Source organism: Micromonospora pallida (genome assembly GCF_900090325.1).
In the GTDB taxonomy this organism is placed as follows: Bacteria; Actinomycetota; Actinomycetes; order Mycobacteriales; family Micromonosporaceae; genus Micromonospora; species Micromonospora pallida.
Window position 1 is genome coordinate 2989545 of record NZ_FMHW01000002.1, and the last position, 25633, is coordinate 3015177.

At 74.5% G+C, this 25633-nt stretch carries 8 protein-coding genes; all 8 read right to left on the reverse strand.

Annotation, left to right across the window (positions count from 1 at the left end; translation table 11 throughout):
• Window positions 1-95 precede the first annotated feature (95 nt).
• From GA0074692_RS12025 to GA0074692_RS12060, 8 genes are read right to left on the reverse strand one after another with little or no spacing between them, the layout of a single operon-like run.
• On the reverse strand, window positions 96-5603 hold the full coding sequence (locus GA0074692_RS12025) for a non-ribosomal peptide synthetase/MFS transporter (RefSeq protein ID WP_091643435.1): 5508 nt from the start codon (window positions 5601-5603) through the stop codon (window positions 96-98).
• On the reverse strand, window positions 5603-8728 hold the full coding sequence (locus GA0074692_RS12030; protein WP_091643439.1) for a non-ribosomal peptide synthetase: 3126 nt from the start codon (window positions 8726-8728) through the stop codon (window positions 5603-5605). The genes GA0074692_RS12025 and GA0074692_RS12030 overlap by 1 nt, the downstream gene beginning before the upstream one ends.
• Entirely contained in the window at window positions 8725-8916 is a 192-nt protein-coding gene (locus GA0074692_RS12035; RefSeq protein WP_091643442.1) for an MbtH family protein, read from the reverse strand. Before GA0074692_RS12035 ends, GA0074692_RS12030 begins: the two co-directional genes overlap by 4 nt.
• Window positions 8916-9860: a TauD/TfdA family dioxygenase gene (locus tag GA0074692_RS12040; RefSeq protein WP_091643445.1), complete on the reverse strand. Its 945-nt coding sequence runs from the start codon at window positions 9858-9860 to the stop codon at window positions 8916-8918. The genes GA0074692_RS12035 and GA0074692_RS12040 overlap by 1 nt, the downstream gene beginning before the upstream one ends.
• A 17-nt stretch (window positions 9861-9877) precedes the next feature.
• Window positions 9878-15349, reverse strand: a complete 5472-nt coding sequence (locus GA0074692_RS12045) for a type I polyketide synthase (protein WP_091643448.1) — start codon at window positions 15347-15349, stop codon at window positions 9878-9880.
• Window positions 15350-15357: 8 nt separating this feature from the next.
• Entirely contained in the window at window positions 15358-18873 is a 3516-nt protein-coding gene (locus tag GA0074692_RS12050; RefSeq protein WP_091643450.1) for a non-ribosomal peptide synthetase, read from the reverse strand.
• Complete coding sequence (locus GA0074692_RS12055; RefSeq protein WP_091643453.1) at window positions 18870-22040, reverse strand: thioesterase domain-containing protein; 3171 nt, start codon at window positions 22038-22040, stop codon at window positions 18870-18872. Before GA0074692_RS12055 ends, GA0074692_RS12050 begins: the two co-directional genes overlap by 4 nt.
• Entirely contained in the window at window positions 22037-25540 is a 3504-nt protein-coding gene (locus GA0074692_RS12060) for a beta-ketoacyl synthase N-terminal-like domain-containing protein (RefSeq protein ID WP_245730278.1), read from the reverse strand. Before GA0074692_RS12060 ends, GA0074692_RS12055 begins: the two co-directional genes overlap by 4 nt.
• Window positions 25541-25633: the final 93 nt, after the last annotated feature.

The following is a 25633-nucleotide window of genomic DNA, read 5'->3' on the forward strand; positions in this document are numbered from 1 at the left end:
GCGTCCGGACACGACGGACCCCCGGCACGCGTGCCGGGGGTCCGTCGGGCCGGTCGGTCATCGCGGCAGATCGCCGCCCGGCTGCGTCGTGACCGTCAGACCGCGGCCGGCACCCGCTCCTCCTCCTGCGACTGCTCCGCCGCCCGCTGGGCACGGCGGCGTTCCCGCTCCTGCGCGCCGATCAGGTCGTCGGGCAGCGAGTCCTCGACCTCGAGGTCGAAGCGGCGCAGCAGCCGGATCGCGAAGCCACCCAGGGTGACCAGGACCAGCATCGCGCCGAAGACCACGTACGCGAAGCCGATCCCCCGCCCCTCGCCGGTGCCGATCACCGCGCCCACCGAGCCGGCCAGCGTCCCGCCCGGGGCGAGCATCGGCTCGAACCAGGCGGTGGCGGCCGGGGCCAGCAGGGCGAACCCGATCGGCAGGGTCGACCAGGAGATGGTCTGGTTCAGGCTGAACACCCGACCGTGGTACCGCTGCGGCACCTTCACCTGGACGATGGTGGCGTAGATGCTCTGCGCGGTGGTCATCGACATGGCGAGCCAGAAGGCCCCCGCCGCGATCACCACCACCGACGCGTCCAGCCCGACGATCACACAACCGAGGGCGGTACCGAGGTTGCCGACCAGCACCCCGATCATCCGGCGGTGCCGGGGGCCGCCCCAGAGCGACATCAGCACGCCGCCCGCGACCGCGCCGAGCGCCTCGGCCAGGGCCACCTGGGCGACCTCGGTGGCGGTGGCGAAGGACAGCACCAGCGGGGTGGTCAGCACCAGCGCCGGAGCCAGGAAGATGTTGCCCAGCGCGAAGTAGCCGAGCATCGTCCGGAAGCCCCGGTGGTTCCACGAGTAGCGCAGGCCGTTGGCGATGGCCACCAGCAGCCGCTCCCGGGGACGCCAGCCGAGCAGGTCCGGGAAGCGGACCACGGCCAGGGTCGCCACCGCCACCACGTAGCTGGCCACGTCGAGCAGGAGGATGCCCTTCAGCTCGATCGCGGCGAGCAGACCGGCCGCGAAGACCGGCATCAGCAGCAGGGCGAAGCCGTTGGAGAGCTGGGCGAGGCCCATTGCGTGCCCCAGGTAGCGCTTGGGCACGAGCTGCGGCACCGACGACTGGTACGCGATCCGCTGGAACGACCCGGCCACCTGGCTCAGTGCGACCAGCAGGTAGATGTTCCAGAGGACGAGGTTGTCCGTCCAGAGCAGGGCGGCCAGGACGAGCTGCACCGCACCCGCCGAGGAACTGGCGATCATCATGATCCGGCGCCGGCTGATCCGGTCGGTGATCGCGCCGGCCACCGGCAGCATCAGCACGCCGCAGAGCAGGGCGAGGGCCCACAGCACGCCGAGATTGGTCACCGAGCGGGTCTCGGTGAACAACCAGATCGGCAGGGCGAACGCGGTCAGCGCGCTGCCGGTGGTGGAGACGAGCTGCCCGACGGTCACCGCGAGGAACCGGGCCATACTCGGCTTGACCACGTCCTTCGTCGGCCGTTCGTCCCCGGTCCGCTGCCAGTCCCGCAGGGTCCAGGCGGCGTCCTCCCCCTTCGCGGCGGGCTCCAGCGCGCTGGTGTCCCCGGCGGTCACCGCCCGGTGGGTCGAGGTGACCACCTCGGCCAGCTCGTCGGCCCGGTACTTGAGGAAGAAGTGCCCGGCCTGGTCGAGCACGACCAGGCCGACGGTGTCACTGAGGAACTGCCACTCGGCGTACCGCTCGGTGTAGTAGTCGGTGACCGGGTCCTCCGAGCCGACCACCGAGACGATCGGGGCCCGCAGCTTCACCGCCTGCCGGTCGAGCAGTCCGGTGAAGTACTCCTCCGAGGCGCGCGAGTCGGCCCGCATATTGCTGAGGATCCGGTCCGCCTGCTCCGGGTCCAGTTCGTCGGTGTCCACGCCCATCGACTTGAGCCAGCTCGCGTAGTGCCGGTTGCTGCGCAGCTTCTCCAGGCGGGTACGCAGCGCGGCGAGAGGTCCCTTCGGCCGGGCGAACGGGAACATCGCGCCGATGTAGAGCGCCTCGATCTCCCGTCCGGCCGCCTCGACCTTGCGTGCCACGTCGGCGACGATGGCGCTGCCCACGCCACAGTGGCCGTACAGGGCGAGCGGTCCCTCGACCCGTTCCAGGATCTCCTCGGCGACCCGGGTGGTCAGCTCGTCGAAGGGCAGCGCCGCCTCGTCCAGCCCGACGTCGTGGCCGGGGATCGCCAGTGACCAGAGGGCGTGCCCGGCCGGCAGGGCGTCGGCGAGGGGCTGGTAGACGATGGCGCTGCCGCCGCCGTACGGGACACAGACGTAGGTGAGGGTGCGCTGGGCGGCCGGGATCGGCTTGGTCAGCTCGTAGAGGAGCCGACGGGGGCCGTCGGCCTCCGCGTCGCCGGTCATGAAGGCGGCCAGGTCGCGGATGGTGCGCTGCTGGAACAGGTCCATCACGCCGACCGGGCGGGTGTCCAGGTTTGCCTTGCGGATCTTCGCCACCACCTGGGTGGCGAGCATGGAGTGCCCGCCCAGGTCGAAGAAGTCGTCGTCGATGCCGAGCGTGGGGACGCCGAGCACCTCCGACCAGATGCCTGCGAGCAGCCGTTCGGTGTCGTCACGCGGCTCGACCAGGGCCACCGACGCCTCCCGGCTGACCACCGGGGCGGGCAGCGCCTTCCGGTCGAGCTTGCCGTTGGGGCTGAGCGGGAGGGCGTCCAGGGTGACGAGGGCGTTCGGCACCATGTACTCGGGCAGGCGTTCCTTGAGCGCCGCCTTGAGCGCCGTCGGCTCGGCCGTCCCGACCAGGTACGCGACCAGCCGCTTGTCGCCCGGCGTGTCCTCGCGGACGATCACCGCCGCCTCGGTCACCCCGGACTGGTCGCGCAACGCGCTCTCGATCTCGCCCAGTTCGATCCGCAGGCCGCGCAGCTTGACCTGGTGGTCGATCCGGCCGAGGAACTCGATCACGCCGCTGCCGTCCGGCTGGATCCGCCAGCGGGCCAGGTCACCGGTGCGGTAGAGCCGGGCACCGGGCTCGCCCGAGAACGGGTCGGGTACGAACTTCTCGGCGGTCAGCGCCGGCCGGCGGTGGTAGCCCCGGGCCAGCCCCACCCCGCCGATGTGCAGTTCACCGGCGACCCCGACCGGACACTCGGCGCCGGCCGGGTCGAGCACGTGCAGCCGCAGGTTGGCGATCGGCCCGCCGATCGGCACGCTGGTCAGGCCGGCGAGGGCGGCCGGTTCGCAGGGCCAGGCGCTGACGTCGATGGCCGCCTCGGTGGGGCCGTACAGGTTGTGCAGGCCGCACCAGGGCAGCCGGGCGGTGAACTCGACCGCCGAGGCCAGCGGCAGCTCCTCGCCGGAGCAGATCACCCGGCGCAGCGCGGTTGCCGCCTCGACGCCGTCCTCGGCGAGGAAGACGGTCAGCATCGACGGCACGAAGTGGGCGGTGGTGACCCGTTCGGCGACCAGCAGGTCACGCAGGTAGCCGGCGTCCTTGTGTCCGCCGGGCTTGGCGAGCACCAGCCGCGCGCCGGTCTGCAACGGCCAGAAGAACTCCCACACCGACACGTCGAAGCTGGCCGGGGTCTTCTGGAGCACCGCGTCGTCGCCGCCGAGGCGGTACGTCCGCTGCATCCAGTCCAGCCGGTTGACGATGCCCCGGTGGGTGTTCGGCACGCCCTTGGGGCGGCCGGTGGAGCCGGAGGTGTAGATGACGTACGCCAGGTTGCCGGGGCCGGCGGTGGGCGTCGGGTCGTCGGTCGGCTGGTCGGCCCAGACGCCCGCGTCGTCGAGCGCGAGGACGGTGGCGTCGGTGGCCGGCAGCACGTCGCGCAGGTGGTCCTGGACCAGCACCACCGGGGCGTCCGCGTCGGTGACCATGAAGGCCAGCCGGTCGGCCGGGTACTCCGGGTCGAGGGGGAGGTACGCCCCGCCGGCCTTGAGCACACCGAGCAGCCCGGCGACCAGCTCGAAGGAGCGTTCCGCGCAGACCCCGACCAGGGTCTCCGGGCCGACGCCGGCAACGCGCAGTCGGTGCGCGATCCGGTTGGCCGCCGCGTTCAGCTCCGCGTACGTCCAGGTGCGTCCGTCGAACGTGACCGCCGGGGCGGACGGGGTACGGGCGACCTGCGCCTCGACCAGGCCGTGCAGGGTGGCCGTGTCGGGGAAGTCGGCGGCGGTGGCGTTCCAGCCGGTGACCAGGGACCGCTCGGCCGGGGTGGTCAGCGCCAGGGCGGAGACCCGGGTGTCGGGCGCGGTGGCGATCGCCCGGAGCAGGGTGGTGAACCGGTCGGCCATCCGCTCGACGGTGGCCCGGGTGAACAGGTCGGTGTTGAAGACCAGCTTCCCCCAGAGCCCGGACTCGACCTCCACCACGTGCAGCTCGAAGTCGAACCGGGTGGCGCGCAGCTCCATCGGCTGCCACTCGAAGCTGACCTCGGCGCCCTCCGAGGTGGACCGGAAACGGCCCATCTCGTAGTTCTGGAGGACGAACATCGACTGGAACACCGGGGAGCGGCTGACGTCCCGGGGCAGGCCCAACTCCTGCACCACCCGGGCGAACGGCACCTCGGCGTGCTCGAAGCCGTCCAGCACACTGCGCCGGGTGCCCGCCAGCAGCTCGGTGAAGCGCGGGTCGCCGGCCAGGTCGGCCCGCAGCGGCAGCATGTTGATGAACATGCCGACCACGTCCTCCAGCTCCGGGGCGGAGCGGCCGGCCACCGACGCGCCGACGGCGAAGTCGTCCTGGCCGGCGTGCCGGGCCAGGAAGACCTGGTACGCGGCGAGCAGCGTCATGAACAGCGTGCCGCCCGCGTCCCGGGTCAGCGCGGTCAGCGCGTCGGTGACCGCCCGGTCGACGGTGAACTCCACGAAGTCGCCGTGGTAGGTCTGGGTGGCCGGGCGGGGCAGGTCCAGCGGCAGTTCCAGCGGGGTGATGCCGGCCAGCCGCTCGGTCCAGTAGTCCAGGTGCCCCCGCGCCTGCGGACCGTCGAGCTGCCCGGCCTCCCAGACGGCGAAGTCGCCGTACTGGACGGGCAGGGTGGGCAGTTCGCCGCCCCGGTAGCAGGTGATCAGGTCGCGCAGCAGCACGTCGACCGACCAGCCGTCGCCGACGATGTGGTGCTTGCCGAGGAAGAGCACGTGGTCGTCGTCGGCCAGCCGGATCAGCGTTGCCCGCAGCAGCGGCCCGGTGGCCAGGTCGAACGGTTCGGTGGCGGCCCGGTCGACCAGTTCCTGCGCGGCGGCCTCGTCGGGGACGTCCACGATGGTCAACGGCACCTCGACGTGGTCGGCGACGACCACGGTAGGGCGCCCGTCGGGGTCGGCCGGGAAGCGGGTGCGCAGCGACTCGTGCCGGTCGGTCAGCGCGGTCAGCGCGGCCCGCAGGGCGGGCACGTCGAGCGGTCCGCGTACCCGCAGCGGCACCGCGATGTGGTACGCCGCCTCGCCCGGGGCGAGCTGGTCCATGAACCAGACCCGCTCCTGGGCGTACGACAGCGGCACCGTCGCCTCCGGCGGCCGGGGGGTGATCCCGGACGCCGGGGTGGCCCGCCGCTTGCGGAGTCGGGACGCGATCAGCGCCTGCCGGGCGGCGTCCCGGGCCGCGGCGTCCTTCAGGTCTGTCATCAGGGCTTTTCCTCTTCCGCCGCGAGCAGCGCGGCGACCTCGGCTGCGGAGAGCTCGTCGACCTCGGCGGCGATCAGCGCCTCGATCTGGGTGGCCAGGTCGGCGACGACCGGGGCGCTGAACAGGGCCCGCATCGGCAGGTCCACGTCGACCTCGGCGCGGATCCGGGACATCGCCCGCATGCCGCGCAGCGAGTTGCCGCCGAGGGCGAAGAAGTCGTCGTACGCGCCGACCTTCTCCACCCCGAGGATGTCGGCGAAGACCTCCGCGACCAGCACCTCGGCGTCGGTGCGCGGGTCCACGTGGGACGGTTCGGCCGTCGGCGCCGCCGGGGCGGGCAGCGCGGCCCGGTCCAGCTTGCCGTTGGGGGTCAGCGGCAACGCGTCGAGGCGGACGAACGCCACCGGCACCAGGTGCACGGGAAGCTGCCGGGCCGCCTCGGCCGCCACGTCCGCCTCGGCGGCGGTGCCGACGAGGTACGCGACCAGGCTCGGCTCACCCGAGTCGGTGCGGACGGCGACCACGGCCTCGCGGACGCCCGGGTGGGCGAGCAGCGTCGACTCGATCTCGCCCAGCTCGATCCGCATGCCCCGCACCTTCACCTGGTGGTCGCGGCGGCCGAGGTACTCCAAAGTCCCGTCGGCCCGCCAGCGGGCCAGGTCGCCGGTGTGGTACATCCGCTCCCCCGGCGCCCCGTACGGGCAGGGCAGGAAGCGTTCGGCGGTCAGGCCCGGCCGACGTAGGTAGCCCCGGGCGAGCTGGACCCCGGCGACGTACAGCTCGCCGACCACGCCCGGCGGCACCGGGTTCAACGTCGCGTCGAGCAGGTAGGCGCGCATGTTCCAGGTGGGCCGGCCGATTGGCACCGGCCCGGCCGGCACCGACTCGCCAGGGGCGATCCGGGCGGCCACGCAGCCGACGGTCGCCTCGGTCGGGCCGTACTCGTTGATCACGGCGACGCCCGGGTGGTCGGCCCGCCAGGCGGTGAGCTGCTCGCCGGTGAGCGCCTCGCCGCCGATGACCAGGTCGGTGGTGGGCGACAGCGCGGCGTCGAGCAGCGGCAGGTGGCTCGGGGTGACCTTGAGGAAGTCCGGCGGCCCGCCGGCCCGAGCGGCGGCCTCGTCGATCCCGGCCAGCCGGACCGTGCCGCCCGCGGTGAGCGGGCCGAGCAGGCCGGTGACGGTCAGGTCGAAGGAAACCGGCGAGTGCAGCAGCGCGGTGCCGGCCAGCCCCGGGTAGGTGGCCCGGGCCCAGGCCAGGTACGCGTGCGCCGCCCGGTGCTCCACCACGACGCCCTTGGGACGGCCGGTGGAGCCGGAGGTGTAGAGCACGTACGCCGGGTGGGCGGCCCGCAGCGGCGCGGTCCGCTCGGCGTCGGTCAGATCGGCACCGTCCCCGTCGACGGTCAGCGCCCCGTCGAGCACCAGCGCGCCGGACGGGACGAGTGCGGCGGTGTCGGCCGTGGCGAGCACCAGCGCCGGTGCCGCGTCCTCGAGCAGGTACGCGATCCGCCCGGCCGGGTACGCGGTGTCCACCGGCAGGTACGCCGCGCCGGACTTGAGCACGGCGAGGATCGCCACCAGCAGTTCCGCCGAGCGGGGCAGCGCCAGGGCGACCAGCTCCCCCGGCCCCGCGCCCCGGGACACCAGCACCCGGGCCAGGCGGTTGGCGCGGGCGTTCAGCTCGGCGTACGTCAGCCGGACGTCGTCGGCGACCAGGGCGGTGGCGTCGGGGGTGGCCGCCACCTGCCGCTCGATCTCGGCGACCAGGGTGGAGTCCGGGACGTCCCGGGCGGTGTCGTTCCAGGTCCGCAGCACCCGCTCCCGCTCGGCGTCGTCGAGCAGCGGCAGCGCGGAGACCCGCTGCCCCGGGTCGGTCACGGCGGCGTCGAGCAGCCGGACGTAGCGGGCGACCACCACCTCGGCGGTGGCCCGGTCGAACAGCGCGGTCCGGTAGAGCAGCCGGCTGGTCGTGGTGGTGATGTCGAAGGCCAGGTCGTCCTTGGTGGTGCCGAGGGCGACCGGGTCCAGACCGGAGTCCGGGATGAAGTTGAACGCGGTCTGGAAGAGCGGCTGCACCGACGGGTCGCGCTGCGGGGCGACCGCCTCGACGATCCGCTGGAACGGCGTGCCACCGTGCTCCATCGCGTCGACCAGGGCGTCCCGGGTGCGGGCGACCAGTTCGGCGAAGGTCGGGTCACCGGCCAGGTCGCAGCGCAGCGCCACCGGGTTGACGAACATGCCGATCAGCGGGACCAGTTCGGGGTTGTCCCGGCCGGCGGTGGAGACCCCGACGACCAGGTCCCGGTCGCCGGAGATCCGGTGCAGCAGGGCGGTGAAGGCGGCCAGCAGCACCATGAACGGGGTGGCCGTCGACCCGGTGGCCAGCCCGCCGACCCGGTCGAGCAGACCGTCGGGCAGGGTGAAGTGCAGCTCGTCCCCGGCATAGCCGAGTTCCGCGGGTCGGGGCCGGTCCAGCGGCAGGGTGGTCGCCGCCGGGGCACCGGCCAGCCGCTCCCGCCAGAAGCCGAGCTGCCGGTCCAGTTCCGCGCCGACCAGTTGGTCACGCTGCCAGACCGCGAAGTCGGCGTACTGGATGGGCAGTTCGGGCAGGTCGAGGCGGGTGCCGCCGAGCGCGGCCCGGGCCAGCGCGGCCAACTCCTCGGTGAGGATCACCGCGGACCGGCTGTCGAAGACCACGTGGTGCACCACGCCCTGGAGGACCACCCGGTCGTCGGCCATCCGGACCAGCCGGGCCCGCCAGAGCGGCCCGGCGTCCATCGGGACCGGGGTGCGGGCCAGCTCGGCGAGCAGTTCGTCGAAGCGGGGCCGCCGCTGCGGCTCCGGCAGGTCGCGCAGGTCGATCACCTCGAGGTCGACCTGCTCGGCAGGGCGGACGACCTGGGTCAGCGTCCCGTCGTCGACCCGCAGGTGGGTGCGGAGCGCCTCGTGGCGGGCGACCACCGCGCCGAACACCGCGCTGGCCTGCTCGGCGGTCAGCCCTTCGGGGAAGGTCCACAGCAGGGAGACGTTGTAGACCGGAGAGGCGGCGTCGAGCTGGTTGGCGATCCAGACGCGCTCCTGCGCGTACGACGCCGGAAAGGTCCACTCCTTCACGTCGGTCATGATGCGGCGGCCTCCCGCACGGACTTCGGCCGCATGTCCGTCCACACGGTGTCGATGTGGGCGAGGCACTCCTCACGGGTGCCGGCGAAGCCGGCATCCTGCCAGCCCGCCGGGAGCTCCCGGTCGGCCGCCCAGATCGAGTACTGCTCCTCGTCGTTGCGGACGACCAGGAAACGGGGGTCGGACATCACTTCTCTCCAGGGGTGTGCGGTTCGGCCATGGCGACAGCGATCTTGCGGGGACCGGTGAACGGCTCGCGGCCGTGCGCGGCGGTCATGTTGTCCACCACCAACACGTCGTCGCGCTGGTAGTCGAAACGGACGCTGGCGGCACGATACGCCTCACGCAGATGGTCCATGACATCGGTGGGGATCTCCGCCCCGTCGCCGTAGTAGGTGTTCGCGGGGAGCCCCTCGGCACCGAAGAGTTCCAGCAGCCCCTCCTGGAGGTCCTTGGCGAGGCTGGTGACGTGGAAGAAGGTGGCGTGGTTGAACCAGCGAGGGATGTCCGAGCCGGGCCGGTGGTGCACCACGTCCCGCACCGCGCGGGTGCGCAGCCCGTCGGCGCCGAGCCACTCCAGCTCGATCCGGTTCGCCGCCGCGTACGCCTCGACCTCGGCCCGGTCGTCGGTGTTGAACACGTGCTGCCACTGGGTGCCGAAGTCGGCGTGGAAGTTGCGGACCAGCATCCAGCGCCGCCGGACGAACTCCTCACGTACCGCCGGGTCGATGTTCTGGTAGACCCGGCGTACGTCGGCCAGGGGCGTCGCCCCGAGGGTGTCCGGCGGGGTGATGCAGTAGAAGAACAGCGTCAGCGGCCAGCGCGCCTGGTACGAGTTCTCGTTGTGCAGGAAGATCTCCTCGTCCTGCGGGTAGTCGGTGGAGGTGTAGACCTTCCCCTTGATGGCGTGCCGGGGCGAGGAGCGTTCGGTGTAGGTCAGCGGCTCTCCGGCCAGGGCCCGGACCACCCGGTCGAACCCGTCCACCCCGCCGACGTCGAAGCCGCGGAACAGCAGTCCGCCGTGCTCGACCAGGGTCGTCCGCAGTTCCGCCCGGCGCCGGTCGATCAGGTCGGTGAGCGGGGTGCCGTCGTTCTCGACGACCACCGGCAGCGTGGCGATCGTGTCGCTCATGTTTGGTCTCCTCTCTCTCAGGCGCGGGGCAGTCGGGGGATGGCCGAAATGGTCGGTGCGGCGGTCGGTTCCTCGGCCGGCGCGGTGGCGCGCAGTTCCTCGATCCGGGCCGCCAGGCCCGCCACGGTGGGCGTCTCGAAGAGGCTGCGCATCGGCAGGCGGATCCCGGTGGCCTTGCGCATCGCCGCGATGAGCTGCACCGCGACCAGGGAGTTGCCGCCGAGGGCGAAGAAGTCGTCGTCCACGCCGACGGTGTCCACGCCGAGGTTGTCCTGCCAGACCCCGGCGATGGTCGCCTCCAGTTCGGTGCGGGGTGCGGCGGAGGTGCCGGCGACGGCGGTGGTCCCGGTCGGTTCCGCCTCGGTCTCCAGCGTCTCCGTGGTGAACCGGCCGACCCGCTGCCGGAGGTCGGCGACGCTCCGGGTGGCGATGACGACCTGCGCGCCGAGGCCGGCGGCGAGGCTGCGGCGGAACGCCTCCGCCCCGTCGACCGGGCGGATGTCCTCGGTCGGCCCGGTACCGGCCGGCCCGGGGGCCGGCGACGCCGTCGTGGCGAGTCCACCGGTGACCGCGTCCTGGTCCACCTTGCGCAGCACGAAGTCGCTGATCGCGACGAGTTCCCGCCCGTCGGCGTCGACCAGGGAGAGGTCGGCGGCGACCACCTCGTCGGTCTCGCCGTCGCGGTAGCGCAGGTGGCTCGCGAAGGTGGCCGGCAGCGGGCCGCGCACCACGATCCGCCCGTACGACAGCGGCAGGTAGGTGCCGGAGCCCCGGCCCCGCCCGAACGCGGTCGCCACGTCGAGCAGCGCCGGGTGCAGACCCCAGGCGGACAGGTCGCCCCGCGCCGCCGCCGGGGCCTCGATCCGGGCCAGTTCCTCGCTTGCGCCGAGGTGGTGCTCGCGCAGCGAGTGCCAGCGGGGACCGAAGGTGAGCATGCTGGTCCGGCCCCGCCCGAAGGACGAGTCGTCGTCGATCCGCCGGCAGGCGGCGGTCACCGGGGCGAGGTCCCGGGCCGCCGGGGCGGGCTCGGTGGTCCACCCGGCCGAGCCCCGGACATGGGTACGCAGCTCACCGGCGGCGAGGCTGCGGACCGCGAAGTCCACCCCCTCGTCGGTGCCGGTCAGCTCGACCCGGTACTGGGCGACCGTGCCGTCGGGCACCGAGAACGGCTCGAGGAAGACCACGTCCCGCAGTTCCACCAGGGCGTCCCCGGCGGGGGCGGGCACGGCGGCGACCACGGCGGCGCGGACCGCCTCCAGGTGGGCGGTGCCGGGCACCACCGGCACCCCGCCGATGCGGTGTTCGTCGAGCAGCCAGTGGGTGGTGGCGGAGACCAGGCCGTGCAGCACGGTCTCCGTGCCGGTGGTGACCCGGGTGGTGAGGACCGGGTGGTCGACCGTGGTGGTGACCGTGTCCCGACTCGCGGCCCGGAATCCGGCCGGCACGTTCGTCTCGACGGCCATGCCGACCTCGGCCCAGCCGCCCCAGTTCTGCGACAGCACCGGCGCCCGCCAGCCCAGCCCCGCACGGGCGTACGCGTCCAGGGCGTTGTTGGCCGCGCAGTAGTCGACCTGACCGAAGCCGCCGATCACGGCGGTGATCGACGAGCAGAGCACGACGAAGTCCATCGGCAGGTCACCGAAGACCTGGGCGAGGGCAAGGGTGCCGGCGACCTTGGGGGCGAGGACCCGCTCCGCCTCGGCGCGCTCCTTGATCTCGGCCATGCCCCCGCCGGGCAGGCCGGCGGCGTGCACGAGGCCGTCGATCCCGCCGTACGCCTCTTCGGCGGCGACGCGGACCCGGCGCAGGTCGGCCGGGTCGGTGACGTCGGCGGCGAGGACGAGCACCTGCGCGCCGGCCGCCTCCATCCGGCGGATCGCCGCGATGGCCCGGCCGGCCCGGTCGTCGCCGTGCACCGCCAGGTGGTCGTCCCACGCCTCGCGCGGCGGCAGGCCGGAGCGGGCCAGCAGCACCAGCTTCGCGCGGGCCCGGCGGGCGAAGTCCTCGGCCAGGGTGATGCCGATGCCGCCCAGGCCACCGGTGATCACGTACCGGCCGCCCTCGCGCAGGGTCGTGCCGGCCTCCTCCCCGTCGAGGGTGACCTGCTCGTGGTCGGTGACCCAGCGCCGGGTGCCGCGCAGCGCCACCTCGGTGACGTCGCCGGTCGGGCGGGTCAGTTCGGCGGCGAGCGCGGTGGCGTCGGTGGCCGCCGGGTCCGCGTCGACCAGCCGCACGGTCAGGCCGGGCAGCTCGACCGGGAGCACCCGGGCCAGGCCGCGCAGGGTGGCGTGTTCGGGGCGGGTCAGGTCCGGGCCGGTCACGTCGCCGATGCCGGCGGTGACCAGGTCCAGGGTGAGGTTCCGCTCCTCGGCGGTCCGTCCGGCCCCGGCGAGCGCCTGCACCAGGTGCAGCGCGTCGAAGAAGCCCCGGTCCAGGGCGGCGGAGGTGGCGGCGAGGTCGGTGCCGGTCGGGTCGCCGTCCAGGGCGAAGGCGTGCACGAGCCGGTCGGGCAGCTCCGCGCCGAGCGCGGCGACAAGCGCGTCGTGGTCAGCGCGGACCCCGGGGCGCAGCCGGTAGCCGTCAGCCGTGGCGGCGAACTCGTCGCCGGCACGCACGACGACCGGGTCGGCCCCGCCGTCCCGCAGCGCGCCGACCAGCGCCTCCCCGCGTGCCCCGTCAACCAGCACCAGGCAGCGGCCGAGTGGGACGCGGCGCGGTTCGGGCGCGGCCTGCCGCCACACCGGTACGGCGAACCACTCCGGCAGCGGCCGGGGCCCGGACGGGGTCTCCGCGACGGCGGCCGGCTGGACCGGGTCGGCGTCGATCCAGTACCGCTTCCGCTCGAACGGGTAGGTGGGCAGCGGCACCCGCCGGGCGGCCGGGTCCCGGTCGAGCCGGACGCCGACGCCGGTGCACCAGAGGGCGCCGGCGGTGGCGAGGAAGGTGGCCAGGTCGCCGGTGTCCTCGGTCGGTCCGGGGAGGCTGCCAAGCGGGGTCAGCGCCCGCTGCTCCGGCGCGCCCTTGGCGACCTGCATCCGGGCCAGGTTCGCCAACTGCTTCCCCGGGCCGCACTCCACCAGCGACCAGGTGCCCTCGGCGAGCAGGGTGGCCACGCACGCCCCGAAGCGGACCGGCTGGCGCAGGTGCGCCGCCCAGTACGCCGGGTCGGTGGCCTGCGCGTCGGTGATCCAGGTGCCGGTCACGTTGGACAGGAACGGCACGGTCGGCTTCCGCAGTGCCACGGTGGCCATCAGCGCGGTGAACTCGCCGAGGATCGGGTCCATCATCGGCGAGTGGAAGGCGTGCGAGGTGCGTAGCGGCTTGCACTTGCCCTTGCGGGTCTCGGCGTACGCGGCGATTGCCTCGGTGGGGCCGGCGACCACGCAGGTGCCCGGCCCGTTGACGGTGGCGATCGACAGCCCCTCGGGGATGGTCTCGGCGACCACCGACTCGTCCAGGCTGACCGCGAGCATCGCGCCGGTGGGCAGCGAGTGCATCAGCCGGCCCCGGGCGGCGACCACCCGCAGCGCGTCGGGGAGGGTGAGCACCCCGGCGACGGTGGCGGCGACGTACTCGCCGATGGAGTGGCCGATCATCGCCGCCGGGCGGACCCCGGCGCGCTGCCAGAGGGTGGCCAGGGCGTACTCGACGACGAAGAGGGCGGGCTGGGTGTAGCGGGTCTCGGTGAGCCGCTCCGCCGCGTCCGGGTCCCGGCCGAGGATCAGGTCACGCAGGTCGAGGCCGAGTTCGGGACGGAGCAGTTCAGCACACTCGTCCACCATGGCGGCGAAGGCCTGCTCCTCGGCGTAGAGCTGCGCGCCCATGCCCGCGTACTGGGCGCCCTGGCCGCTGAACAGGAAACCCACTCTCGGCGCTGGACCATCGGTCAGACCGCGATGTCCGCGCCTCCGATCACGAAGTCCGGACGCTGCAGTGGGCAGGTCGGTGGCGACCACGGTCGCCCGGTGGGCGTACTCCTGCCGGCCGACGCGCAGGGTGTGCGCGACGTCGGCGAGCAGTTCCGGTCCACCGCCGGTGGCCTGCTCCAGGTGGTCGGCGAGCCGGGTGAGCGCGGTGTCCAGCGCGGTGGCGGTACGCGCCGAGACGTGCAGCAGGTGGGCCGGGCGGACCCGCCGCTCGGCCCGGTACACCGCCGGGGCCTCCTCCAGCACCACGTGCGCGTTGGTGCCGCCGATGCCGAACGAGCTGACCCCGGCGCGGCGCGGGCCGGCGTCGTTGTCCCACTTGGTGAGGGTGTTGGCCACGTAGAACGGGGTGTCGGCGAAGTCGATCGCCGGATTCGCGGTCTCGTAGTTGATGGTCGGCGGGATCAGCCCGTGCTCCATGGCCAGCACGGTCTTGATCACGCTGACGATGCCGGAGGGCTGGCTGAGGTGGCCGATGTTGCTCTTCACCGAGCCGATGCCGCACCAGCCGCGCTCGTCGGTGTCCCGGCCGTAGACGGCGGCCAGGGCGGCGATCTCGATCGGGTCGCCCATCGCGGTGCCGGTGCCGTGCGCCTCGACGTAGGTGATGGTGCGCGGGTCGACGCCGGCCACCTCGACGGCCTGCGCGACGGCCTCCATCTGCCCGTCGACGCTGGGCGCGGTGAAGCCGACCTTGCCGGCGCCGTCGTTGTTGATGGCGTTGCCCCGGACGACGGCCCGGATGGTGTCGCCGTCGGCGATGGCGTCGGAGAGGCGCTTCAGGACGGTGACCCCGACGCCGCTGCCCCAGACGGTGCCGTTCGCGCCGGCGTCGAACGGGCGGCAGCGGCCGTCCGGGGAGGTGAAGCCCTCCATGCCCATGAAGCCGACGCCGTGCGGCAGCTCCACGTTGACCCCGCCGGCCAGGGCCATGTCGCACTCGCCGTTGCGCAGCGACTCGCAGGCCAGGTGGAACGCGACCAGCGAGGTGGAGCAGGCGGTGTGCACGGTCAGGCTCGGTCCGCGCAGGTCCAGCCGGTACGACACGTTGGTGGCCACGTAGTTCGGCGAGTTGCCGGTGGCCACCGAGACGGCCGAGTGCAGGGCCCCGCCGACCCGCTTGTTCTTCGAGACGTGCAGTTGCAGGTAGAGGTTCCCGCCGGTGCCGGCGTACACGCCGACCGCGCCGTCGTAGCGGGCCGGGTCGTAGCCGGCGTCCTGCAACGCGGTGTAGCAGGACTCCAGGAAGATCCGGTGCTGCGGGTCGGTCATCTCCGCTTCCCGGGCGGTCATGCCGAACAGGCCGGCGTCGAGTTCGTCGAACGCCTCCAGCACCGGGGCCTTGTGGACCCAGCTCGGGTCGTCGACCTCCTCGACGGTCGCGCCCCGGGCGAGCTGTTCCTCGCGGGTGAAGGTCGTCACCGACTCCACGCCGTCGACCAGGTTGCGCCAGAACTCGTGCACGTCCGCCGCGCCCGGCAGGCGGGCGGCCAGGCCGACGATCGCGATCGGCTCGACGCCGTCTTCCTCGCCGGGAAGAACGGTTGTGAGCGGGTTGTCCATTGGTTCCTCTATTCCGCAGCGCCGCCGGGGCGGCGAGGTGGGGTACGACGGGTACGACTGCGTCGGGCGGCCGCGCGGAGCGCGGCCCGGGCCAACTCCGGCCGGTCGACGGCGCCGTCGAGGTGGGCGGCGAGCGCCCTCACGGTGGGATGGCGGAACAGGTCGAGCAGCGCCAGGGACCGCCCGGTGGCGGCGGTCAGCCGGGCGTGCACGGCGGTCAGGGCCAGCGAGTGTCCACCGATGTCGAAGAAGTTGTCGGTCACCCCGACCCGGTCCCGGTCCAGCACCTCCCGCCAGATCCCGGCGATCAGCTCCTCGGTGTCGGTCAGCGCGTCCGGCCCGGCGGGCAGCAGGCCGCGCGGCGCGTCGCCGGCCGCGACGGTCATCGCGCCGAGCCGGGCCACCCGTACGGTCGGCCGGGGCAGCTCGACGGCGACCGTGTCGACCGGCTCGTGCGGGGCGGCGGCCAGCACGCCGACCAGCGCGGCCAGGTCGGCCAGGAGCGCGTCGATCCGCTCCGCGTCGAACAGGTCCGGGTTGTGCACCACCTCGACGCCGAACCGGCCGTCGTGCTCCACCACGTAGACAGTGATGTCGAACGGGGAGCCGGGCTTGTCCACCCGCACCGGTTCGCCAATCAGTCCGGCGAGCGCCAGCCGGGGCGGGGCGAAGTTGAGCACGTTGAACAGCACCTGCACCAGCGGGGCGTGGGAGGTGTTCCGGCCGATGCCGAGCGCCTCCACGATCTTCTGCAGCGGCGCGCCCGAGTGGGCGGTGGCTTCGTGCAGCTCGGTCGCGCAGCGGTCGACCAGCTCGGCGAAGCCCACTCCGCCGCCGGTGCGGACCCGGAGCGGGACGGTGTCGATGAGGAAACCGATCACGTCGTCGAAGGCGGCCAGCCGCCGATCGGCGACCACCGCGCCGAGGACGTGGTCGTCGCCACCGGTGAGCCGGCCGGCCAGCACGCCGAACCCGGCCAGCAGCACCGCCGCGCAGGTGGTGCCCCGGTCGGCGGCGAGCGTCCGGATCGCCCGGTCCGCCTCGGCGGAGAGCGTCACCGTGGCCTCCGCGCCCAGGTAGGTCTGCACCGCCGGGCGGGGCCGGTCCCGGGGCAGCTCCAGCACGGTCGGCGCGCCCCGCAGGTGCGTCGTCCACCAAGCCACGTCGGCCGGGCCGCGCCGCCGGTCCCGCTCGGCCTGCCAGACCGCGTAGTCGGCATACGAGACGGCCAGCGGCGGCAGGCTCGGCGTCCGGCCGGCGACCGCCTGGGCGTACGCGGCGGCGAGGTCGTCGTAGAGGACCCCCTCGGACCAGCCGTCGAAGACCGCGTGGTGCAGGGTGATCGCCACCACGTGCTCCTGCTCGCCGAGCCGGTACACGGTGACCTGCCAGGACGGGCCGGTGGCCAGGTCGAAGGAGTGCCCGGCACCGACGGTCAGCATGCCCCGCAGCTCCGCCTCGGCGTCGGCGCTGCCGGTCAGGTCGACCACCGGCACGGCCACGTCGGTCGGTTCGGCGCACACCGCGTACGGCACCCCGGCGGTCTGCAGGATCCGCCAGCGCAGCACGTCGTGCCGCTCGGCGACGGCCCGCAGCGCCGCTCCCAGGGCCGGTACGTCCAGCGGGCCACGCAGCCGGTGCGCCATCGCGATGTTGTACGGGGCACTGGACGAGGCGATCTGGTCGACGAACCAGAGCCGGCGCTGCGGCGCGGAGAGGGTCGGCGGGTTGCCGGTGGTCAACCCGTCCGCCTCGGCGCGGGCGGCGGCGCGGACCGTGTCGACCAGCCCGGCGAAGGTGCGGGCGGCGACCACGTCCCGGGCGTCGACCTGCCGGTCCAGTTCGGCGCGGAGCGCGGCGACCAGGCGCATCGCGGCGACGGAGTTGCCACCGGCGGCGAGGAAGTCGGTGTCCGGGGCGGGGGCGGCACCGAGCAGTCGGGTCCAGAGCCGGGCCACCGCCGTCTCGACCGGATCACCGGTGGCGGCCACCTCGGCGGCCGGGTGAGGGCGGGTCGCGGCGGCCTGTTCCCGCAGGGCGGCCCGGTCGAGCTTGCCGGTACGCGGGTCGACCGGCAGCGCGGCCAGGCGCAGCAGCCGGGCCGGTTGCATGGCCGGGGTGAGCCGGTCGGCGGCCCAGTCCCGGATCTCCTCGTCGCCGGGGGCGTCGGCGGGGGTGAGGAAGGCGACCAGTTCGGTGCCGGACGGGCCGTCGACGGCCTCCACCGCCACCCGGTCGACCGCCGGGTGGTCGGCGAGCACCGCCTCGACCTCACCCAGCTCGATGCGCTGCCCCCGGATCTTCACCTGGCGGTCGATCCGTCCCAGGTAGACGAGCCGGCCGTCCGGGCCCTGCCGGACCAGGTCGCCGGTGCGGTAGAGCCGCTCACCGGGGAGGCCGGAGAACGGGTCGGGGACGAAGGCCGCGCCGGTCAGCGCCGGCCGGTCGAGGTAGCCGTCGGCCAGGCCGGGGCCGCCGACGAGCAGTTCCCCGCTCTGCCCCGGCGCGACCGGACGCAGGTCGGCGTCGACGACGTACACCCGGTGGTTGGGCAGCGGCAGACCGATGGGCACCGGGTCGGTCTCGTCGCCGGTGAGGTCGCCGGCCACCACCGCGACGGTCGCCTCGGTCGGGCCGTAGGCGTTGACGAACCGCCGGCCGGGGGCCCAGCGGGCGGCGAGTTCCGCCGGGACGGCCTCGGCCCCGCAGAGCACCGTCCGCCAGCCGGGCAGGGCGGCCGGGTCGAGCAGGGCGAGCACGGTCGGGGTGAGCAGTCCCCAGGTCACGTCGTGCGCGGCGGCGAACCGCTGCAACCGGACCGGGTCGGCCCGGTCGTCCGCGCCGACCAGTTGCACCGCGCCGCCGTGGGCCAGCGGCACGAACAGGTCGATGACGGCGGCGTCGAAGCTGAGCGAGGCGCTGGCCAGACTCCGGGTGTCGGCGTCGACGCCGGTGCGGGCCGCCCAGCTCGTGACGAACTCGACCAGACCCCGGTGGGTGATCCGAACGCCCTTGGGACGCCCGGTGGAGCCGGAGGTGAACAGCACGTACGCGAGGTCGCCGGGACGGGCCGGGCAGGGCGTCAGCGGGGCCGGGCCGGGCAGCCCGACGGTCCGTACCCCGGCGACGTCGCCGAACTCCGCCTCGGCGGCGTCGCCGACCACGATCCGCACGTCGGCGTCCCGGACGATCTCCCGCAGCCGCCCGCGCGGACCGCCCGGGTCCAGCGGTACGTACGCCCCGCCGGCCAGCAGCACGCCGAGCACGGTGACCACCAGGTCGGGCCGGCGGGTGGCGCACACCCCGACCGGGGTGCCCGGGACGACGCCCTCCTCCCGCAGCGCGGTGGCCACTCCGGCGGCCCGCTCCACCAGGTCGCGGTAGCTGAGCCGGTCGTCCCACTGGCGTACCGCCGTGGCGTCGGGGGTCCGGGCGGCCTGTGCCCGGACCAGGTCGGCGAGGGTTGTGTCCGGCCAGGGCAGCTCGGCACCGTGGGCGGCGGCCGGGTACGGGGTGGGGCTCATCGGCGCGCTCCGGATCCGGTGGCGACGGCTTCGCCGTCGACGATGTGCAGCCGCAGCTCGCTGAAGTACCGCCGGCCGGCTTGGTCGGGCACCCAGGCCTGGTCGGGAGTGGGCAGCATCTCGCTGAGCGTCACCGACACCGCGTCACCGCCCGCGCCCCGGGCGGTACGCAGCATCGAACAGAACGCCGAGGCGTAGAACGGGCTGCTCAGGTCGAGGAAGCAGGGCTTGGTCTCGGTGCCGAGCTTCACGTACACCTGCTCGGGCAGGCCCAGTTCGCGCCGCCACCGCCGGACGGCGAGGAACCGCTCCCGTTCGCCGGTGACGTCGGCCAGCCCGGTCTCGCCGAGCGTGGTCCGCCAGGTCTCCCGGGCCACCACCAGCTTGTCCAGGGTGATCCGGGGCGTGTGCGGGGCGGCGGCGACCAGCTTGAAGCCGTCTACCGCGTGCATGGCGAGCGGGCCGGCGAAGATCTCGTCGAGGGTCCACGTCCGCCCGTCCCGGGCGACGGCGACCAGTTCCCCGTCGCGGTCGGCGACGGTGAGGTCCACGGTGGGCAGCACCCGGTCCGGGTCGGCCCCGGCGGCGGGGGCGAAGGCGAGCTGCCGGTCGGTCGGGCCGACCAGGCTCTCCGCGACCCGGCTGGTGCGGCGCGGCCACTCGTCCGGCACCAGCAGCCGGATCCGGCCGCCACCCAGGTCCTCGTCGAGGGCGGCGCGCAGCCGCGCCACGTCCGGGTGGGACGGGGTGAACACCTCGCAGTCGAACGACGCCCAGGCGGCGTGCAGCTCGCCGAGGACCACGGTGTACTCGCCCCGGGCCAGCGCCTCGGCGTCCCGCGCGCAGATTTGCAGGTCGGGGCTGTGCAGCCGGCCGTTGGCCCAGGTCGGCGGGACGGCCGGGAAGACCTCGGCGACCCGGTCGGCGATCTCGTCGGTCCGGACGTCGACCCGGTTGGCGTCGGCCGGCACCGGGTCCAACCCGAACAGTCCGGCCCAGCGCTCGGCGAAGGCGGCGGCCACCGCGTCGACCGGCCGGTCGCCGGTGCCCCAGAACAGTCCCTGCGCGAGGAACCACAGGTCGGCCAGGGACACCTCACCGCCGCGCGCGTCGGCGCGCAGTTCCTCGTACAGCTCGCGGAACGCGTCGGCGTAGGCGCGGCGCAGCGCCTCGACCAGCCACCGGGCGGCCTGGAGCAGCACCGCCATCGGCGCGGCGATCTCCCGCAGCAGCGGCCCGCCGACCACGGCGTCGAGGTCCCGGCTGGTGTCCTCGTAGCAGAGGGTGCGGCCGGCGTACATCTGCCCGTCGCGGCGGCGGGGCGCGGCGCCGGTCAGTTCGGTGAAGAGGGCGTCCAGGTCGGCCAGGGCGACCCGGAGCCGGTCCGGCTCACCGGCCGCCGCGGCGACGGCCTCCCGGGCGGCGCGCAGCCGGTCCAGTCCGTCCCGGGCGTGGGTACGGGCCGGCTCGTCGCCGATCGCGTCGATCCGTTCGGCGAGCACCCGCTCGGCGGCCGGGCTCACCGGCAGCAGCGCGTCCCAGGTGATCAGTTCCCGGTCGACGAAGCGCTCCAGCAGGGCGTACCCGTCGTCCGGGCGACGCAGCCCGAGGGTCGGGTCGGCGACCACCTGCGCGGCCGGCCGGCGACCGTCGCAGGCGGCCAGCAGCGCCGCCTCGACGGCGGAGAGCTCCAGCGGCGGGCGGCCCGGCCGGCGCACCGTCCGGCCGTCCAGGCCCAGGTGGGGGGCGAGCATCGGCGGCCACCAGCGCCGTACGGCCGGGTCCCGGCCGAGCGCGTCGGCGTACGCGGCCATCGCCCAGGACTCGAAGGCCACCCAGCGGTCACGGGTCAGCCGCTCCCCCGGCCGCGCGGTCAGCGGCGTCGTGGCGTCCGGGTCGACGGTCACCCAGCAGCTCGGCCCGAAGAAGCCGACCGTCTCGTTCTTGCCGCAGTAGCGCTGCCAGTAGCGCAGCAGGGCCTTCTCCCGGTCCCGGCGGCGCACGTTGCGGGGGGCGTCCGGCCCGGCGGCGACCAGCCCGTCGAGGGCGGTGAGCACGTTCGGGTTCTGCCAGGTGACCGCCTCGCGGAGCAGCGGGTCGGCGGCGATCTGCCGCAGCGTCTCGCCACCGGCCCGCAGCGCCTCGGTGAACGCCACGTCGAAGACCTCGGCGGGGCCGCCGTCGAGCAGGTCGTCGGCGGCGGCAGCGGCCTTCGGGGCGGCCAGCGCGGTCAGCCCGTCGGCCGGGAACCCGGTGGTCCGCAGCAGCGCGTCCCGCCAGACCGACCAGTGCGTGTCGCCCAGCGGCACCCGGTGCCCGCCCGGCCCGGACGACGGACCCCACGCTCCGATGCCGGCGGGCGCGGCCACACCGGCGACGGACGCGGCCGCGCCCGGCACCGTCGACCCGGCGGCGGTGGTGGCCGGGGCCGGCGGGGTGACCGCCGCGCGCAGGTCGGCCCGGATCACCGCCAATACGTCGGCGAGGCCGTCGTGCAGGAAGAAGTGTCCGCCGTCGATGTCGTGCAGGGTGAAGCCGGCCGCGGTGTGCCGCTCCCACGCCGCGCTGTGCGCGCGGGTCACCGCCAGGTCGGTACGGCCGCTGAACACCACGATCGGCACCGGCAGCGGCTCCTCGGGGGTGTACCGGTAGCTGTCCACCCGACCGAAGTCGGCCCGCAGCAGGGGCAGCAGCAACTCGACCAGCTCGCGGTGTTCGAGGATCTCGGCGGGCAGGCCGCCGCCGGCCCGCAGCCGCCGCAGCAGTTCCTCGTCGTCGACCCGGGAGAGCCCGTCGAAGTGGCTGACGTCGGTGACGTGCGGGGCGCGGGCCCCGCCGACGTACAGCCGGACCGGCAGGGGCCGGCCGGTGCGACGCAGCTCCCGCACCACGTCGAAGCCGAGCCGCCCGCCCATCGAGTGGCCGTAGATGGCGTACGGGCGGTCGGCCTGCCCGGCGATGGCGTCGGTGACCTCCGCGACGGTGAAGTCCGGGTCCTCGGCGATCCGTACCTCCCGGCCGGGCAGCTGCACCGCCTGCACCTCGACGTCCTCGCCGATGGCGTCCCGCCACCGGCGGAACGCACTGGCCCCGGCTCCGGCGTAGGGCAGGCAGAACAGCTGCACCGGCGCTTCGGGACGACGTCCGGTGGAGGAGAACCAGTTCACCGCTGGCCTTTCTGAGGGGGTTCGATCCAGTACCGCCGCCGCTGGAACGGGTAGGTGGGCAGGCCGACGCGCCGGCCGCCCCCGTCGGGGTGCAGCAGGGCCCAGTCGACGTCCCCGCCCGCCAGCCACCCGGCAGCCTGCTCCAGCAGGCCCGCCGGCGCCCCAGCCGCCCGGCCACCGGTGGCGAGCAGGTCGTCCAGCGCGGCCACCGCGCCGGCCGGGTCGGTCGCCGCGACCAGCGCCCGGCAGCCGAACGCCCGCCGGCCGGTGGCGAGGGTCCAGGCCACGTCCGCCAGCGGCGCGGTGGTGCCGGCCAGGTGTGCCCGCAGCCGGGTGACCACCGCCCGCAGCGCCTCGGGGGTACGCGCCGACAGCGGCAGCAGGTACGCCGCACCGGACGGCTCGGCCGCCGGCTCGGCCGGGGGCGGTTGTTCCACGACGACGTGCGCGTTGGTGCCGCCGAGGCCGAACGAGCTGACCCCGGCGACCCGGCGCGGACCCTCCGGCCAGTCCCGGGCCTTGGTCGGCACGTAGAACGGGCCGGCGGCCAGGTCGACCTCCGGGTGCGGGCGGGTGAAGTGCAGGTTCGGCGGGATGACCCCGTGCTGCACGGCGAGCACCGCCTTGATCAGCGAGGCGATGCCGGCCCCGGCGTCCAGGTGGCCGATGTTGGTCTTGACCGACCCGAGCGCGCAGCTCTCGGCGGGGGCCGCGCCGGAGTAGACCTCGTGCAGCGCGGCCACCTCGATGGCGTCGCCGAGCGGGGTGCCGCTGCCGTGGGCCTCGACGAGGCGGACCTCGCCGGGGTCGACCTCGGCGGCGGCGAGGGCGTTCGCCACGGCGGCGGCCTGCCCGGCCGGTCCGGGGACGGCGAATCCGGCTCGCTCCGCCCCGTCGTTGGTGACCGCCCAGCCGGGCAGGATCGCGTAGATCCGGTCCCCGTCGGCCTGCGCGTCGGCGAGCCGGCGCAGCACGACCACCCCGGCGCCGGAGCCGAACCCGGAGCCGGCGGCGGCCTCGTCGAAGGCCCGGCACCGGCCGTCCGGGGAGGCCAGCCCGCCCGGGGTGGCCCGGTAGCGCGGCCAGGTGACGTTGACGCCGCCGGCCAGGGCGATGTCGCACTGGTAGTCGGCGAGGCTCTGCGCGGCGAGGCAGACCGCCACCAGCGAACTGGAGCAGGCGCTCTGGGTGGCCACCGCCGGACCGGTCAACCCGAGCCGGTACGCGACCTGCCCAGGGAGGTGGTCGGTGAACTGCCGGCCGACCAGCCGGGCCTCCCAGTCGTCCGGGTCGACGTCACCGACCACGGCCGGGTTGTCCATCAGGTGGAAGAGGAAGTAGCGGTTCGCGGAGGTCGCCGCGTACACGCCGACCAGGCCGGGGAACCGCTCCGGGTCGCATCCGGCGTCCTCGAGGGCCTCCCAGGCGGTCTCCAGGAAGATCCGGTGCTGCGGGTCGGTGCGGGCCGCCTCGTCCGCGCCGAAGGAGAAGAAGTCGGCGTCGAACTCGGCCACCCCGGCGAGCCGCCCGGCGGCCTTCACGTGCCGGGGGTCCGCGCGCAGCCGGGGGCCGATGCCCAGGGCGGCCAGTTCGGCGTCGGTGTGGTCGTGGATGCCGTCCACCCCGGCGCAGAGGTTCCACCAGAAGGTGGCGACGTCCGGTGCGCCGGGGAACCGGCCGGCCAGGCCGACGACGGCGATCTCGTCGCCGGTGTGTTCCCGGTCGGAGACCGGCGGCGCGGGCGGCACGGGCAGGGCGGGAGCCGAGACTCCGGTGGCCGGGGCGTCCAGCAGCCGGGCCTGCGCCGCCACCGTGGGGTGCGCGAACAGGCGGGGCATGGGCAGTCGTACGCCGAACCGCTCGGCCAGCCGCTCCTGCACCAGGCCGAGCAGAAGGGACTGCCCGCCGAGGTCGAAGAAACTGTCGGTGCGGCCCACCGCGGACCGGCCGAGCACCGCGCACCAGATGTCGTGCACGGCCTGCTCGGTCGGGGTGGCCGGCTGCTCCCCCGTCGGTACCAGTACTGGCGGCTCGGGCAGCGCGCGTTCGTCGACCTTGCCGGTGACGGTGAGCGGGAACGCGTCGACCACCACGACTGCCCGGGGCAGCGCGTACTCCGGCAGTCGCCGGGCCAGCGCCGCGCGCAGGGCCGCCGGGTCGAGCGGCCCGCCGGCCGGGACGGCGTACGCGAGCAGTTCGCCGTCGCGGGCGATGGCGCGGACGGCGGCGACGCCCGGCTGGTCGGCGAGGTGCGCCTCGACCTCGGTCAGCTCGACCCGGTGTCCGCGCACCTTGACCTGCCGGTCCAGCCGGCCGAGGCAGACCAGCTCTCCGCCGGGCAGCCGCTGGCCCAGGTCGCCGGTGCGGTACGTGGGCACCCCGTCCGGGTCGACGCCGAAGCGGTCGCTGTCGACGTTGAGGTAGCCGGGGGCCAGATAGGTGCTGCGGACCTCGATCTCGCCGTCGGCGGTGAGGTCGACGGCGTACCCGGGCAGGGCGTGGCCGATCGGCAGTGGACCGCTGCGGGTGCCGTCCACCTCGGCCAGCGGGAGCGCGTACCGGGCGGCGAAGGTCAGTTCGGTGGCGCCGTAACCGTTGACCAGCACGCAGTCGGCGGCGAACCGGTCCCGGCCCCGGGCCGCGTCGGTCCAGGTGGCCTGCTCGCCGCCGAGCAGCACCACGCGCACGTGGTCGAGCCGGCGGTCGCCGAGGGTGTCCAACAGGAACCGGTAGACGGTGGGGGTGGAGTGATAGACGGTCACCCGGTGCCGGGCCAGTTCGTCGACGGCGTGGGCGAGCCCGTGCCGGCGCAGTTCGACCGGGACGACCGCCGCGCCGGTGAGCAGCGCCGGCCAGAGGTCCGGGATGGCGGCGTCGAAGCTGAACGAGGCGAGCAGGCTGAGCCGGTCGTCCGGGCCGATGGCGAGGGCGGCGATCTGGTTGTCCACCACGTGCCGCAGGTTGCGGTGGGTCTGGCCGACCGCCTTGGGCACCCCGGTCGACCCCGAGGTGAACAGCACGTACGCCACCGCGTCCGGGTCGACCGGTACGGGTGCCAGCGGCGCGGCGGCGGGTTCGTCGGTGACCACCACCCGCAGATCGGGGCAGTCGTCACTCAACCGACGCGCGAGCGGTTCTTGAGCGGCTCCGGTGAGGATGGTGCCGACGTCGGCGGCGGCGATCATGTGCCGCAGCCGGTCCTCGGGGAAACCCGGGTCCAGCGGCACGTACGCACAGCCGGCGGCGAGCGTGCCGAGCATGGCGGCGATGGTGGGCACGCCGTGCGCGGTGAGCAGGGCGACCCGGCTCCCGGCGGGGACCGCGGCGGCGGCGAGCAGCGCGGCGTACCCGCCGGCCAGGTCCCGCAGCTCCGCGTAGTGGACGGTCCGCTCGCCGAGCACGGCCGGTCGCTCGGGATGCCGCGCCGCGCTGACGGTAAAGCGGTGCACGATCGTCGACTGTGGCATGTCAGTGCCCGACTGCCGTCCGTAGGCGGACATGCGCGCAGCGTCCGACGCCTGCATCCACCCATCCCCCAAGATTTCTACAGTGGAAGCAGCATATGCCTACCTGGCTAGGGAAAAAGATCATCG